This is a genomic window from Selenomonas sp. FOBRC9 (assembly GCF_000287655.1).
In the GTDB taxonomy this organism is placed as follows: Bacteria; Bacillota; Negativicutes; order Selenomonadales; family Selenomonadaceae; genus Centipeda; species Centipeda artemidis.
In genome coordinates this window covers 14,397-30,426 of sequence record NZ_ALJR01000019.1, presented here as the reverse complement: position 1 = coordinate 30,426, position 16,030 = coordinate 14,397, and the positions used below count along the sequence as shown (strand labels likewise).

14 protein-coding genes are annotated in these 16,030 nt (G+C 53.7%); 4 read left to right on the top strand and 10 right to left on the bottom strand.

The window, feature by feature from the left end:
- Nucleotides 1-79: 79 nt before the first annotated feature.
- The 8 genes from HMPREF1147_RS04515 to HMPREF1147_RS04480 all read right to left on the bottom strand — a co-directional run bounded on the left by HMPREF1147_RS04515 (nt 80) and on the right by HMPREF1147_RS04480 (nt 8,960).
- Nucleotides 80-1,297 carry a glycosyltransferase family 4 protein gene (locus HMPREF1147_RS04515; protein ID WP_009657862.1) on the bottom strand — a complete coding sequence of 406 codons (1,218 nt, stop codon included), beginning with the start codon at nt 1,295-1,297 and terminating at the stop codon, nt 80-82.
- Nucleotides 1,298-1,350: 53 nt separating this feature from the next.
- The gene (locus HMPREF1147_RS04510; RefSeq protein ID WP_009657889.1) at nt 1,351-2,451 is read right to left on the bottom strand and encodes a glycosyltransferase family 4 protein; all 1,101 of its coding nucleotides are present in this window, start codon (nt 2,449-2,451) and stop codon (nt 1,351-1,353) included.
- Nucleotides 2,452-2,504: 53 nt separating this feature from the next.
- Nucleotides 2,505-3,854 carry a GumC family protein gene (locus HMPREF1147_RS04505; protein WP_009657903.1) on the bottom strand — a complete coding sequence of 450 codons (1,350 nt, stop codon included), beginning with the start codon at nt 3,852-3,854 and terminating at the stop codon, nt 2,505-2,507.
- 54 nt (nt 3,855-3,908) lie between these two features.
- Entirely contained in the window at nt 3,909-4,547 is a 639-nt protein-coding gene (locus HMPREF1147_RS04500; RefSeq protein WP_037351151.1) for a DUF3226 domain-containing protein, read from the bottom strand.
- Between the two features lies 1 nt (nt 4,548).
- Nucleotides 4,549-5,649, bottom strand: coding sequence for an ATP/GTP-binding protein (locus HMPREF1147_RS04495; RefSeq protein ID WP_009657891.1), 1,101 nt, complete (start codon nt 5,647-5,649; stop codon nt 4,549-4,551).
- A 48-nt stretch (nt 5,650-5,697) separates the two neighbouring features.
- Entirely contained in the window at nt 5,698-6,477 is a 780-nt protein-coding gene (locus HMPREF1147_RS04490; RefSeq protein ID WP_009657898.1) for a polysaccharide biosynthesis/export family protein, read from the bottom strand.
- A 92-nt stretch (nt 6,478-6,569) separates the two neighbouring features.
- Nucleotides 6,570-8,006 carry an undecaprenyl-phosphate galactose phosphotransferase WbaP gene (gene wbaP / locus HMPREF1147_RS04485; protein ID WP_009657874.1) on the bottom strand — a complete coding sequence of 479 codons (1,437 nt, stop codon included), beginning with the start codon at nt 8,004-8,006 and terminating at the stop codon, nt 6,570-6,572.
- Between the two features lie 12 nt (nt 8,007-8,018).
- Nucleotides 8,019-8,960, bottom strand: a complete 942-nt coding sequence (locus tag HMPREF1147_RS04480) for an AEC family transporter (protein WP_009657853.1) — start codon at nt 8,958-8,960, stop codon at nt 8,019-8,021.
- A gap of 213 nt (nt 8,961-9,173) precedes the next feature.
- Between HMPREF1147_RS04480 and HMPREF1147_RS04475 the strand changes: the two genes are divergently transcribed.
- On the top strand, nt 9,174-10,544 hold the full coding sequence (locus HMPREF1147_RS04475) for an FAD-dependent oxidoreductase (RefSeq protein WP_037351150.1): 1,371 nt from the start codon (nt 9,174-9,176) through the stop codon (nt 10,542-10,544).
- An 89-nt stretch (nt 10,545-10,633) separates the two neighbouring features.
- On the opposite strand, the gene HMPREF1147_RS04470 is transcribed toward HMPREF1147_RS04475, so the two are convergent.
- Nucleotides 10,634-11,383, bottom strand: coding sequence for a hypothetical protein (locus HMPREF1147_RS04470; protein ID WP_009657879.1), 750 nt, complete (start codon nt 11,381-11,383; stop codon nt 10,634-10,636).
- 255 nt (nt 11,384-11,638) lie between these two features.
- A complete protein-coding gene (locus HMPREF1147_RS04465; protein WP_009657863.1) occupies nt 11,639-12,358 on the bottom strand; it encodes a DUF4198 domain-containing protein in 720 nt (239 codons plus the stop codon).
- Between the two features lie 206 nt (nt 12,359-12,564).
- Between HMPREF1147_RS04465 and pyk the strand changes: the two genes are divergently transcribed.
- From pyk to HMPREF1147_RS04450, 3 genes are all read left to right on the top strand, one after another.
- Nucleotides 12,565-13,980, top strand: a complete 1,416-nt coding sequence (gene pyk / locus HMPREF1147_RS04460; protein WP_037350137.1) for a pyruvate kinase — start codon at nt 12,565-12,567, stop codon at nt 13,978-13,980.
- Between the two features lie 132 nt (nt 13,981-14,112).
- Nucleotides 14,113-14,484, top strand: coding sequence for a RidA family protein (locus tag HMPREF1147_RS04455; RefSeq protein ID WP_009657888.1), 372 nt, complete (start codon nt 14,113-14,115; stop codon nt 14,482-14,484).
- A 407-nt stretch (nt 14,485-14,891) separates the two neighbouring features.
- Nucleotides 14,892-16,025, top strand: a complete 1,134-nt coding sequence (locus HMPREF1147_RS04450) for a YibE/F family protein (RefSeq protein WP_009657897.1) — start codon at nt 14,892-14,894, stop codon at nt 16,023-16,025.
- Nucleotides 16,026-16,030: the final 5 nt, after the last annotated feature.

The window sequence follows — 16,030 nt, the reverse complement described above, 5'->3', positions numbered from 1 at the left end:
CACTAACAGCATGTGCTTCCAAACTCATTGTAACACTTGGTATGTCTCCCATATGGTCATTTCCCTTCTCTATAATATATTATACCCGGAGCACTTCTTGATAAACCTCTAAAATATTTTCCATATATTCTTCATTTGTAGGCACCATTGTTTGGAACGATTCAAACGCGCATGCCCCCATCTGCGCGACATAAGAATCATTCATCATCCGGTTCATGCACGACTCCAATGCTCTTTCATTGTCACTTTCAAATAAAAGGCCGTTGTTGCCATCTTTAATATAGTCACTTGCAGCTGACGTATTAGATACGATTGCCGGTATTCCGTACGCCGCCATTTCGGCCACGACGAGGCCTTGCGTCTCATACCATGCAGACGGAAAAACGAGGCATCTGGCGTTCTGCAAAACGGCATGTAAATCTTCTCTTGGTATCCAACCATATAAAATTGCTTCAGGATTCGCACTTTTTATTGCCGCCGCTTCTGTTCCATCACCAATAAAAACCGCCGGCACCCTCATGTGCTTTGCACATTTTGCAAACAGCATAGGGTTCTTCTCAGGAGATAAGCGTCCGACAAAGATAAATGCTGTATTTTTTTCTACCAATACGCGTTCCTTCACATGTATGGGGCATGGATTTGGCACAATTCGGACAAATGCGTCTCCCGCTAAATACGGTTTAAGAATCTTATAACTGAATTCTGAAACAGCGATATATCCATCCAAACCTTGGGGTATTTGGGCGATATAGTTCTGGACAAGTTGCCTAACATACCGCCAAATCTTATGGGTGTAATGTCGAACGTCGCAATTCGATAGTAGGCAGCCGCCGCTCATGGCTCTCTGCTTACAAATTGCTCTCGACCGGTAATTATAGAATCCTAGATTTGGACACGCAATACCATAATCATGCATATGGTAGATCACCTTAAAGCCCATGCGTTTCGCCCGCCAAACACAGCTTGAAGACAACGCTTTCTGACATGTATGGACATGGATGATCGTATCTTTTGCATCATAGTTTATTAGCAGTTTTGACAGTGCTTTCTCAGCTTTTCTGTTCCATATCCCTTGAACAACCGAACGAAGTCTATTTGTGTCGTGAAGTATATCATATTGTCCCAAGCAAACGACCCGTAGATTCTCCACCTGCAGCAGACGCTGTTCAACAGATCCGACAGCGGTAAAAAGGCATGTATCAATCCCTCTTTTCGCCAGCATAACGGCCGTATCAATCGCGACCTGACCGGCGCCGCCATTCACAAAGGCAAAATCATTAAGGATAATAACCTTCAAGATACTTTACACCCTAATCCATAAATTCAATTAGAAGAATGCCAGGCTTTTTCTTAACACGTCAGTGTTTCAATATATGACTTAAATTTAGTAGAAAATACGTGGTTCGAGAACCTTTCCGCGTTGTTTCTGCAGGTTTGCACCCCAATCGTATCATATATTTCCTCCATTTCTTCCACAGCAGATACGAGAGCCTCCACAGACTGGTCTCTAAAAAACACCCCGGTTTCTCGATCTTTTACCGTCTCTAGCGCACCTCCACGTCCATAGGCGATCACCGGAGTGCCGCAAGCCTGCGCCTCCACCGGGATGATGCCAAAATCTTCCTCGGCAGCAAAGACGAATGCCTTTGCTTTCCGCATTTTGCCACGCAGAACCTCAAAGGATTGGTATCCCATCATCGTGACATTAGCGCCCGCTTTATCTTTAATTTTAGTGAATTCAGGTCCATCACCAATAACAACAAGTTTTTTCCCCGGCATATTGGTAAATGCCTCAACAATCAAATCGACACGCTTATAGGGCACGAGTCGCGATGCAGTTAAATAAAAATCCTCTTTCTGCTCACAAAGGCCATACGCTTCGACATCAACAGGCGGATAGATCACCTCCGCTTCTCGCCCATAGACTTTCTTGATGCGCTTTGCGATAAACTCGGAGTTTGCAACAAAATAGTCTACACCGTTTGCCGTTCGGTAGTCCCACATACGGATATAATGCAAAACCACCCGTGCCAACCAGCTTTTAAGTCCATGTTGGAGGTCTGCTTGTTCTAAATACTGATGCTGTAAATCCCAAGCGTAACGGATCGGAGAATGCACATAGGAAATATGCACTTGATTCGGACTCGTCAGGACTCCTTTCGCCACTGCGTGTGAACTGGATATCACAAGGTCATATCCGGTAACATCAAGCTGCTCAATTGCAAGCGGCATAAAAGGAAGATAGCTACGATACTTTTTCTTCGCAAAAGGAAGCCGTTGAATGAACGATGTGATCGTTTTTTTATCGAGGATAAAACCGCGCTGATCTTTTGGAAGAAAATCTACAAGACAGAATAAATCGGCTTCCGGATAAAGTCTTAAAATCTGTTCCAGTACGCGTTCTGCTCCTGCATAAACAACAAGCCAATCGCATATGACAGCTATTTTCATATGGTACCGTACCTCTCTCGCCACATATCAGTATCTTGAATTCTAGAAGATACTCAACTGCGCCATGCAGCGACAAAAGTATAACCAAGTGCGATCATCCCGCCAAATACAAAACCGATCAACACCATTAATCCCTTCCGAGGCGCAACAGGTCGATCCTCATCCGGCAAATTCGCAGGATCGACAATCTGAATATCCATACTATCCATGGCTTGCTGGGTTTTATTCTGCTCGTATTGCTTGATCAGATTTAAATAAACTTCATTCTTTATTTTTACGTCGCGACTAAGACGTGTATACTCCATCACATCATCCGGGAATCCGCCCAGTTCGTCTTCCTTTCTTTTCTGTTGCGCTTTAAGCGCTGTCTCACTTGCGTTTGCAACAGCAAGATTAACCGCTGCCAATGCCTTGCTTTTAAGGAGTTCAGCATATGTCGGATTTAACGTCGCGGCATTAGAGTCAACTGTCGCGGCGACTTCTGCATCAAGACTCGTTTGCAGCTGAGCTAGTTCTTTGCGCGTCTGCTGAACACTCGGATGCTGATCGGTATAACGTTGTTCTAAGCCGACGAGTTCTACTCTCTTTGCAACAATCTGATCACGGATTTTCTGTACCGTCAAATTATCAGAGATATTATAAGTTTTACTCCCTACTTTTTGCTCTCCTAATTTGGCATTTGCAACATCAAGAGATGCCGCTGCAGATTTCGCATTGACTTCCACCTCGCTGATTGCTTTATCGAAAGCTGCCATCTGCTCAATGGCAGCTTTTGCTTGATCATCAGGGCTATAAATCTTATGTTCACGACTATAAGTCGCGAGCGTCTGCTCCGCCTCGTCAGCATCTGCTTTAGCATCGACAATCCGAGTATTGAGGAATTGAACGAGCAGAGACTGCGTCTGTTGATTCATATCCGTCTGCATGATAAGAAAATTATCCACAACAGCCTGCGAGATGTACTGAGCTTCTGCAGGCGTTCTTCCGCGAGCAGTGACCTCGATCAAATTTGTCCCTTTTGCATTACGAATGTCCAATCGTAGTTTTGCAAATGCCTTTGCGTCAAGTTTTTTTTCATCCGAAGAATCGAGATTGCTAATAATCGGATCAAGCACCGTACGAGATTTCATAAGCTCAATATAGCTCATCGTCGGTGATGTGATCGATCCGCTTCCACCACTCATTCCCAAGGCGGCCATCGCAGCTGCTGCCCCGAAAGTATCGACCCTTGCCGCATTACGCGTCTGCACAAGCGTCGTCGATTCGTATTCTTTGGGTAATGTAAAGGAAATAATCAGCGCGATAAGCGTGCAGGTGACAATAATACCGAAAATTACACCGCGCCTCGCCCACATCACGCTAAAAAGTCGCGAGAGGTCGATCGTATCTTCACGCTGTTCCATTGATGCATTCTCTCCTCTAGTAGTCTTGCTTAATATATTTCCCCATAATGGTGCTTATAGATTCACTAGCATCTCTCTAAAGTCATTGGCTGCCTGACTGTCCCAATCCCATGCTCCTGCTCTTGCCACCTCTCCAATTTTTAGCCCGACAAAGTCGTTCTGTATTGATAAATACGCATGTAACCTCGTCTTATGCCTGCGAGTTAGCCTTTCGCGCTGATCTGCCTGCTCCACAAACGAGTCAACCAACCCCATCTTACAGTGTTGCTCCGGTGGGATCATTGCCAAACACAAATCCTCCAAGGCCCCACTAGCAGCTCTGCTATTAGGGAAAATGGCGGTACCTATACGGAGATCATCGTGTTCCTCATATTCATACGCTCTTTCATGGCACTGTGGAAACCCTGCATTTATCAAGGCTGTTCTTATGCTGCGTTGTGCAGCTTCTGCATCATCCTCTGCATCACGTACAATAAGAATCGCGTTAACTCGATCAAAACCATCTCGTGGGGGTAAGGTTCGCAAATATCTTATCAAATCTTCATTCCCCCCAAAATCAAATACCTGAACGTCATCTATACCATAAGCTGCTAGCGCTGCTATGCAAAACCGCATTCCATCTGCCCCTTCTGCAAGAATCAGCTTCTCCTTGAGGATTTTTTCTGTTTCATACGGCTTACATTCCTGTCCCATATCAACGAATCTCCATATTGGCATTCACAGCAATTTTCAACATATCGGCGTCAAATTCCTTCGCCGCTATCGTATCTGCCTGCTTTTTATCACGAGCAAGACGGAAATATGCAAAATCGTCTAGTTGATCTTTCTCGGTCATCGCCCGGAATGCGCTTGTGACACACTCATAACTATGCGTCGTTGCGATTAACTGACACGAAAAGGCCTCCGCGACATGTGCGAGAGCTTTCCAAAAATCTGAGAGTACACTGTGATGAATGCCGTTTTCTATTTCATCGACAAAAACGACGCCGTTCTTTGCATTCCCCAATGCCAATATAATGGACAGCAACCGGCAGATACCATCGCCCATAAGACGTACCGGGAGCTTTTGAGGAAGCCCAATATCTGCGTAGATCGTCCCCTCTTCTTTCCCTTCATCTACAACAACCGATAGATCGGAAACCCTTTCGTCCACGATACGAAGGGCGTCTATAATGAGTCGCTTCTGATTGTTTTTATCGAAGACGCTAAACCGTGCCGCATCATCGGTCAAGTTTAAGATATGGCGTGCGGCTAAGAAGACTGCCGTTTGTTCAGACTCCCATTCATCCCTCGGGATATTAACGCTCATCCCATCTTGCTCCAGCCTCAGATAATATTCTTTCCGATCTGAACCGTGAACATATAGTAACCGCATTGCCTCTGCGGGGCGGGGCACATTCGATGATTCTATCCGTTCAAATCGCTCCGTTCCTTCAGTCCCTTTAGATTTTTTCATAAGAGTTCGCGCATAACGAGGATCATAGCTCAACGACAGTTGTTCCTCTTCTGTATCTGAGCGCCTCATTTTCAATATGATATCATGATTCATATCAAATTGATAAAAGAGCGGTTGCCATAAATTCGCACCGTTAATCGGGTTCACATTCAGGCCACGGAATCGCAACTGCTGGAAAAACATCATTGGGTTCCATCGCGAAAGAAAGAGGAACATCGCCTCAAGTAAAGCTGTCTTACCAACGCTGTTCATACCGGCAACAAGTGTAATGGGAGCCAAACGAGGAACATCGAGTTCAAAAAATCCTTTGAAGTTTTGTATATGGAACGCCTTGATCATCAAGCTCCCTCCTATCAATAATTTTCCTACAAATCAACAGAAACAAACCTAATCCCTAATTGCTTTATACATAGCCCAAATATTGACATACGGCAAAATATCCTCGTCGACCTTGATGCCGTTCGACCGCGGCACATAGACGATGTCGCCGTCCTGAAGCACGACGTTCTGCGTGAGGTCGTGTTTTTTGATGTAGTTTTTGATGTTCAGTTTCTTATAATACATGGTATCGCCGACGACGCGCAGGACCTGCACTTGTGTGCTGCGGCCGCGGCGTTTAATGCCGCCCGCCGAGGAGATCGCGGCGTAGGCGTTGAGGTTGTCGACGCTGAGTTCATGGATGCCGGGGGTGCCGACCTCCCCCATGACGTATACTTTACGCGGGCCATAGGTCTTCATGATCAGAGATATATCGGGGAACCGGAGATAGACGCCGAGTTTTTCTGTCAGGACCTGTTTGGCCTCTTCGAGGGTCAGACCCGCGAGTTTCACGGAGCCTGCGTAGGGGAGCTGCACATAGCCATCAGGACCGATCATGATGTCGCTCATGCCGGTACCCTCGGGAAAGCCGATGATCTGTATGTCGACGACGTCATACTTCGTAAGGCGGTAGGTCTCAAGTAGACGGTCGCTCTGCAAGGTTGCGGTCTTAAAGTCGCCGCCCTCGACAACACGACGCGGTTGATCGACACTAGCGGTGCTGCCCGGCTCTGCTGCAATCGTCTCCGCCGCATGTGCTGCTGTCGGCTGCGCAATCATGCCGATATATCCTGCGAGCATCAGTGTGCCGAGTCCCGCGATTTTCTTCCTGCATGTCATGATTCCCATGCTCCTCCTGTGCTAAGGTAAAGTTTTTATTTTATTATAAGGATTCACTGCATGTTGTCAAGCAAAGCCATACGCAAGATCAAGAAGTGGCTTCAATATGCGCCCTCTTTTTTGAACACGACCTGCACGGTTTTCATCAGATAGACGAAATCGAGCCAAATAGACCAGTTGCGAACGTACCACGAGTCCATCTGCACGCGCTCGTCATAGGTGGTGTCGCTGCGTCCGCTGACCTGCCAAAGCCCCGTGATGCCGGGCGGCACAAGGTAGTAGTCCGAGATAAGGTCGCCGTATCTTACGATTTCCTTCTGCACGATGGGGCGCGGTCCGACGAGGCTCATCTCGCCGCGAATGACGTTGAGGATCTGCGGGAGCTCGTCGAGGCTCGTACGACGGAGAAAATGCCCGATGCGCGTGATGCGGGGATCGTCTTTGAGTTTAAAATCCCTCTCCCATTCTTCGCGGGCCTCCGGATTCTCCGCGAGGTACTGCGTGAGACGGGTCTCCGCGTCCTTCACCATGGAGCGAAACTTATAGCAGGAAAACGTCCGCCCATTCCGCCCGATGCGTCGATGCGCAAAAACCACCGCGCCGGGATCGTCGATATAGATCGCGACGGCGACGCCCACCATCACCGGTAAAATAACGATAAGGCCCAAAATACTGCACACGAGATCAAAGGCACGTTTCACAGTGCGGTTCAGCGCGCTGCGGAGATTGTTATGCGTTTCAAGGAGAATGACCTTCTCACTCACCAGGCTAATCGCCGTAAGCCGCCCCATGGGGATGCCGATGAGGTTCGGCGCGACGACGACGCGGGAGACGAGCGGCTGGATGCGGTTGATGAGGCGCACCTGCGCGTCCTGTTCGAGGCCGGGCGCGGTGATGATCACGTCGCGTACGCCCGTCGCGCGGATGACGCGCTCCGCATCGTCAAAGCCGCCGAGGATCGGATATTTCGCAGCGAGCGCCGCACTGACGGGATGATCGTCGAGGAACCCGACGATGCGGCAGTCAAAGCCCACGTCGTATTGGAACGACCGAATGACGCGCTCGGCCGTGAGCCCCGCCCCAACGAAGAGGACAGGCACGCGAAAGAGGCCGAGCGAATACACACATTTCCGATAGATATAGCGCCCCGCCCAAAGGAGGAAAACGATGAGGGCGGCCGTCAGGCCGACGAAGAGCCGTGAGACCGCATCGCCAAGCTGCGCGAAGTAGAGCAGTAGGACGATGGTCGCAACGGCATAAACCGACGCCCAAAAGATCCGCTGCACGACGACCCAGAACGGGATATCGCGCGCATGCGAGCGCATCGCGTAGAGGAAGCCGAGGAAGATGAGCGGTATGATGCCGTAAATGTAAATACCCGAAATATGAAACTGCGGATCGCCAAACGGCGACACCCGATACGCCGCATAGGCGATCAGCTCCGCCGACACGATCGCGGCATAGTCTACAATCACTGCCATGAACGGAAGCAGATACGAAGCATAGTGCTCCCACAGAGACAATCGGTGCTCCGGCATATGTCCTCCCTCTCAAAAATACCCCAGCGTCTTGAGCAAAAAGGCCCATCCAAAGATCGTAAAACACGAAATCGCGCTGCTGTAGACGACGCAGTTCCCCGCGAGCTCTGCGTCGGCGTGCATCTGCTGCGCCATGGCAAAGCCGGCGACCGCACAGGGCGTTGCATAGATCGCGATGAGCGTCACGAGCTCCACATCCCGCATGCCGAGGGCGATCGCGATCGCGAGCATGATCCCCGGCACGATGACGAGACGTGCTGCAATCGCTCCGATGAGCTGCGGCAAATGCGTATGGAAACTTCCGCCCCGGAACGAAGCGCCGAGGATGATGAGGGCAACCGGCGTCGTCGCCGCCGCGATCTCTGCGGCAGGTCTCAGGATCGGTGCGGGGATATGCAGCTCCGCAGCGCGGCAGAGCGCTCCGAGGATACCGCCGAGGATCATGGGATTCATCACGACACTGCGCAGGATATTCAGGAGATCGAACCGTCCCCCGCGAAACGTCTCAAGTATGAACACCGAGAGCACATTATAGAGGGGAACAACGGCAGCAATCATCATCGTCGGAATAGCGACCGCATCCGATCCGAAGATATTAGCCACGAGCGGCACGCCCATGAGAACGTAGTTCCCGCGGTACGCCGCCTGTACGATGACGCCGCGGCGCGCATTGTCCTTTTCAAAAATACAGACAACCCCCGTCGCGACGAGCGCCGTCAGCAGCACCCCGCCCGCGCCGAGGCCCACGAGGAGCGGGCTGACCGTCGTCCCCGGCTTCGCCGCGTAGATGTTATAGAACATCATGAAGAAGAAAAACACCCGGAACACCATGCCGTTCACATGGAACAGCTCTTCATCCGTGAGCAGCCGCACGCGCCGGACAAAGAGCCCGACCGCCATCAAGCAGAAGAGCGGCACCACGCCGCCAAGCGCAACGAAAAAGTTGCTAAGCATACAGATGTCTCCTCCTGATTATCCCATTTTATTATAACAGGAAAGTGAGAACAGCGCAATTATCCTGTACAATTCCCGTCGGAATATTTGAGCGTTCCGTACAATACGATACGACAGTCTCCCGCCTTCTTGACAAGTACAGCCGCACCGCCTATGATACAAGCAGGCGGCAGCGAGCCGCATATTATGAATGATAGAAACGGAGACACGGTCATGGCAAATGAAATAAACGTACAGAATCTCATCATCGGATTCGGTAAGGCGGGCAAGACCCTCGCCGGATTCCTCGCAAAGCGCGGCGAGAAAACCGCACTCGTGGAACGCTCGAAACAGCGTTACGGCGGCACCTGCATCAACGTCGCGTGCATCCCGTCAAAATCGCTCGAATACAGCGCACGCCTCTCGGCGGCGGAGGGCGGCAGTTTCGAAGAAAAGGCGCGCCGATACGCGGCTGCCATCACCGAGAAGCGCCGTCTCACCGCTATGCTGCGGCAAAAGAACTACGACAAAGTCGCGGGTACGGGCGCGGACATTCTCGACGGCGAGGCCCGTTTTATTGATGCGCACACCGTCTGTGTGACCGCCGAGGACGGCGCAGAGACACAGGTATATGCAGAGCGCATCTTTATCAATACAGGCGCCCTGCCCATCATCCCCGCCATCCCCGGCGCGGCGGAGAGTACGCGGTGCTATACAAGCGAGACGATGATGGAGCTCGACATACTCCCGCGCCGTCTCGTCATCATCGGCGGCGGCTATATCGGACTTGAGTTCGCCTCATACTATGCAAATTTCGGTTCGGAAGTCACGGTTGTCCAGGACGGTGCGGACTTCATCCCGCGCGAGGACGCGGAGATCGCGGCACGCGTCAAGGCATCGCTCAAGGCACGCGGCATCACCGTACTGACCGCCGCCGCGCCGCAGCACATTGAGGACAGTGCGGCAGAGACGACGGTTGTCGTTCGGACTTCTGTCGGCGAGCAGTCCATCTCCGCCGATGCGGTTCTCCTCGCCACGGGTCGTAAACCCAACACCGAAGGGCTGGAACTCGCGGCAGCAGGCATTGATGTCACGCCGCGCGGTGCGGTCGCCGTGGACGCGCATCTGCAGACCAATGTGCCGCATATCTGTGCGATGGGAGACGTGACGGGCGGACTTCAGTTCACCTACATCTCGCTCGACGACTTCCGCATTGTGCGGGATCAGCTCGCCGGTGCGGGTGCGCGCACAACGGAGAACCGCGGTGCCGTTCCCTACACCGTCTTCCTCGATCCGCCGCTCTCACGCGTCGGCATGACCGAGGATGAAGCGCGCGCGGCGGGATACGACGTGCGCGTGTTGAAGCTCGAGGCCGCCGCCGTACCAAAGGCGCAAGTCCTCCGGAACCCTGTGGGTCTGCTCAAGGCAATCGTCGACACCAAGACGGATAAAGTCCTCGGCGCGCATTTCTTCTGCCCCGGCTCGGAAGAGATGATCAACCTCATGAAACTCGCCATTGACGCCGGCATTACCGCGCATACGCTTGGACAGAGTATCTACAACCACCCGACCATGAGCGAGGCGCTGAACGATCTGTTTGTGTAAGGCGGACGGAAAGAGACACGACCTCCCGTCACAGGATAAACCGGCATACCAAAAAGGAGCATCCCATCACGATGCTCCTTTTTACGTTACTACCATAAAACCGGCAATATAGACAGTATTGCCGCTGCTGCCGCCAGGCATCCTGTGCGCCGCGGAGCAGGCGGCAGATCCCCGCAGGCACTTCCGGTCTGACCGTTCACGCGGACGGTATAGGTCGTGCCGTCATGGATGAATGAGATCTCCCAAAGCGGCAGAAGGATACATTCCGGCACAATATCGCCGTATGAGATATTCAGTTCATGTACCTCTGCCGACTGCGTTTGATATTCCCCGCACAAATCGTCCTCGATGCGCTGCGCAAGGAAATCCCGTATCCCCTCCTGCGCCTCGTCCCAATCGTCCTGCGCGGTGACGGTACAAGGGACAATGTCGATGCGCTCCGCATTGTTCGGTACATCGTCTTCTGTCTGCGCGAGGTCATAGGGGAAAAGCCCCTCCTCGAAGGAATCCGTGTATTCCTCTGCACCAGAGATAAGGATGTTGTCGTCGAGATCATAATGTGCCGTGCCGCTGATGTAATGGCGGTCGGTGTCCGTCTGCCAGTCTCCGTCACTGTCCTCATAGTCCTGCTCCTCGTCCCACGCACCTTGATATTCGCATATCGCAGTGGTACGAAAACGCCAAAAAGGAACATAGACGGCGTGACACGACTCCATACGCAGACCGGCATCCACAACGGAAGAGCACCCTCGTGCCCCGGCGTACGCGCGTACCGCATCAAGCGCCGCTCTGCGCCCCAAGACGAAGGGGATGTAGGCGTCGCTTATTTGATGTTTCATTGGTACTCCCCCATAAAATAAACGAGACAACCGCCCGGACGCATGATTGCGCAGGGTGGCTGTCTCATTTGATACGCCAAAATCTCGTGCTGCCCCGCCGCAGCGTGAGTGACACGGAAGTTTGGATGCAGAGCAAGGAATTGAGACGAACGCAAGGACGGCGTAGATGACCCCTACGTCGACGAAGCGTTCACCGAAAATGACGACGCTAGGCGCCAAAATCCCGTGTCACGATTTCACCTCATACCGTCTCACTCACTCGGCGGGAAGAATGAAGGACAGCGAACTAAACACCTTCTCCTTCACATTCGGATCGGCGGTCGGGAACGCGACCTCGACGCCGATGACGTTGAGTCCGTTGTTCGCAACGCGCACGGACACATAGCCGTTCACATCCGCCTGCATCTCCGATGCGAGGTTGCCGATGACGTCTGCGATGACGGGCGCGTTCGCATACGGCTGACCGTCCTTATAGATGCGGAGTTCGAGCGTATCGCCGCGGCGGAGCGTCAGCGGGTTCACGCTCGGCACAATCTGGATCGGCACGTTGTAGAGCCCGCCCGGCTTTACCGCGTCGCTCCAATAGTGCACATTGTACTTGCGCGCGTGCGTCACCGAGACGAGATTCTCGATGTTCGAGTAGTCGCGCGTCGGGATGACCTGCCCGTCCGTTGTCTTTGCGAAATACCCGTAGTCAAAGAACGTCGCCGTCACGCCGAGCCGGTCGGACGGGATGACGGACATGTGGTCGCTGTAGTCCACGCGCTCAATCGTCGTCGGCATAAAGTCCACATCGTACGCATCGATGCCGAGCGCACATGCCGGATCATACGCATTGTCGATCGGCCCCTCGCCCAGAACGAGCGCCTTTTGGTCAAAACGATTGGCAAAGTACACGCCGTGGGCATCCGCGGGTGCCGCATAGAGCCCGAGCCCTACGACCGCGCCGAGCGCGGCAGAAAGAAATTTTTTCATCAGTCATCCTCCTAACGCAGAGAGAAGATTTTCGCGGGATCCCCCGCACATCTTCATTTATTATAATAAAAATGAGAGATATTTGCAAGCGTACCGCCCGGCGGATTTTTCAAATAACACCGCGCCGTTCTTTACTTCTCCTAAAAAAGAGTGTAAAATATTATCAGTTACAAACACTCAGGGAATAAAAGGCGGGGATATTTATGATGCTGAAGAAAACCAAGATCATATGCACGCAGGGGCCGTCGACCGATCCGGACGGGATTGTGGACGCGCTCATCGAGAATGGGATGAACTGCGCGCGCTTTAACTTCTCCCACGGCACACATGAGGAACACCTCGTGCGCATCAAGAAGGTGCGCGCGGCGGCGGAGCGCTCGGGCAAGGTCATCTCGCTCATCCTCGATACCAAAGGCCCCGAGATGCGCCTCGGCGAGTTCGCCGAAGGGAAGGTGCATCTCGAAAAGGGGAACAAATTCACACTGACCTACGACGACGCGCCCGGCGACGAGACGCACGTCAGCGTCAACCATAAGAAACTCTGGGAAGAGGTCAAACCCGGCGACACGCTCCTCCTCTCGGACGGTCTCGTCGGACTCGTCGTCGACGAGGTGCGCGGCAAGGACATCGTGACGACGATCCAGAACAGCGGTCCCATGTCCACGCGCAAACGCGTCGCTGCGCCCGGCATCGAGCTGAGCCTCCCGGCGATCTCCGAGCAGGACGAGCGCGACATTATTTTTGGCATCCAGAACGACATGGACTTCGTTGCCGCCTCCTTCATCCAGCGCCCCGCGGACGTTGAGGAGATCCGACACCTCATCGCCAAGCACGGCGGACACATGGAGATCATCCCAAAGATCGAAAACCTCGCGGGCGTCAATAATTTCGACGCGATCCTCGCCGTCTCGGACGGCATCATGGTCGCGCGCGGCGATCTCGGCGTCGAGGTGCCCGCCGAGGACGTTCCCGTCATCCAAAAGGAAATCATCCGCAAGTGCAATGCCGTCGGCAAGCCCGTCATCGTCGCCACGCAGATGCTCGAATCCATGACCACGAACCCGCGCCCCACACGCGCGGAGGTCTCGGACGTCGGCAACGCCATCTTTGACGGCGCGGACGCCATCATGCTCTCGGGCGAGACCGCGAGCGGCGATTACCCCGTCGAGGCGGTCAAGATGATGAGTACCATCGCCCTGCGCATGGAGGAATCGCTCGAGTACGACACCATCATCCGCTCGCGCAGCATTCGCGAACGCTCCTCCGTCACAGACGCCGTCTCGCACGCGACCGTACAGCTCGCGTACGAGACGAGCGCGGCGGCGATCCTCACGCCGACCCAGTCCGGCTACACCACGCGCGTCGTGTCGAAGTACCGCCCGAAGGCAACGATTGTCGCCTACGCGCCGAACCACATGGTCGCGCGCCACATCAACCTGCGCTGGGGCGTCTACTCCATCCTCGGACGCAAATGGTCGAGCGTCGAAGAGATGATCGAGTCCTGCACGCGCGGCGCACTCGCACACGGCTACGTCGCACAGGGCGACAAAGTCGTCATGGTCGCGGGCATGACCTACAACGAGGCAAGCTCCGTCGCCATACGCGTCACGACCATCAGCTGATTTTTGACCCGAACCGGAAGGAGCCGTCTCAAGGATTTTGGACGGCTTCTTTTCGTAGGCGCGCGGATATACGCAGCTAGGCGCGAAAATCCCGCGTCCCATAACCGCGTCACGTCTTTAAGGAGGATAAAAATGGAAGTAATCCACAGCCCCAACGCCCCCGCCGCCCTCGGCCCATATAGCCAAGCCATGCGGGTCGGCAATCTCGTCTATACCTCGGGACAGATCGGCATTGATCCCGCTGCGGGCAAGATCACGGCAAGAGCAATCGACGCGCAGGCAGAGCAGGTCTGCAAAAACCTCGGCGCCGTGCTCGCAGCCGCCGGCACGGATCTCACACGCGTTGTCAAGACGACCTGCTTCCTCGCGGACATCGCGGACTTCGCCGCATTCAATGAGGTCTACGGACGCTACTTTACGGGCAAACCCGCCCGTTCCTGCTTCGCCGTCAAGGCGCTGCCTGCGGGCGCGCTCTGCGAGATCGAGGTCATTGCCGAGGTATAGCCAAAACAAAAAGGCACGTTGTCATCGTGCCTGCAAGCTGATATAATGGTTTTGAGGTGCTGTTCTGCACAGCGGAGGCGCGGTTAACTCTTACCCCTGGAAGGGGGTGAGCACCATGGATAACACGAATGTAACTTTGTTGCTCCTCGTCGTTCTCGTGGTTCTCCTACAAAGAAAGTAACCGCCCCTAGCTTCCAATCTTGTGGCAGTTAATTCCAAAACACATATATGGGGCTTTACCGCGTCACTGCAGATACAGCACCTTTTCTATGCTTATTATATGACTTCCGATGTGATTCGTCAAGTTTTATCCTGCGCACACGCCCCATTTTCCTTCATGCAATTATCACATTTCCATTGTATGATAATTTCAATCATTCCCACTGCTAGACGAAAGGCTGCCTGCTATGAAAATTCACCCGCGCCGATTTGCACGCTTTCTCGCCGTCTGCTTCTCGCTCTCCGTGCTGCTCTACTGCATCTTCCACTTGCCGGGCGGAGAGGACGCCGAGCCCCCGACCTACAAGGCGGAAATCATCTCCGCGACACAGACGGACGGCGCGTTTGCTTCCTTTGCCCCCGGCAGCGTCCAGTACGACGTCACGGCACGGCTCACGTCGGGCCCCGCCGCAGGGACGGAAGTCTCGTTCCTGCACGCGACTGCGAATAATCCCGCCTTTGACATCCACCCGCAGGCGGGTGAGGAGGTGCTCCTGCGCGCCGAGGGTGAGGGCTATGCCATCGCGGACTATGACCGCCTGCCCGGAATCATATGGCTGCTCATCGGCTTTGGCGTTCTCCTCGTGCTCTTTGGCGGGCTGACGGGACTCAAGGCGCTCTTCGTCCTCCTCTTTGCGGTGCTCCTCATCGCAAAGGGGCTGATCTCCTTCATCCTCTTTTCCCCGTCGCACATCCTCTTTTGGACGTTCCTCATCGGCAGCGTCATCACGCTCGCCACGCAGCTCATCATCGGCGGCCGGAATCGGAAATCGGCGGGCGCGATCATCGGCACCATCGGCGGCATCTTCGTTGCGGGTATTCTGGCGCTGATTGCCATTCACGGAACGTACCTGACCGGCATCGACGAAGAGCAGGCGACCATGCTCAAGGTGCTCTATCTGCAGGATGTTGATTTCCGCGAACTGCTCTTCTCGGGCATCATCCTCGGCGCGCTCGGTGCGGTCATGGACGTCGCCGTCTCCATCGCTGCCGCGCAGTACGAGATGAAGCAGCTCGCCCCCGCGACAAAGTTCAAAGCGCTCGTCTCCTCTGGGCTGTCGGTCGGGCGCGACGTCATGGGGACAATGGCAAACACCCTCGTCCTCGCCTATATCGGCGGCGCACTGCCGCTCATTCTCCTCATCTCCGCGCAGCCAAATATCGACCTCATTCGCGTGCTGAACCTCAACATGATCGCCGCCGAGATCGTACGCTCCCTGATCGGCAGCATCGGACTCCTCTGCGCCATCCCCATCACCGCGTACGCGACCGCATTTCTCATCACCATCCGCCCGCAGCGCAAACAAAAAACGGAGGTCTAACCTCC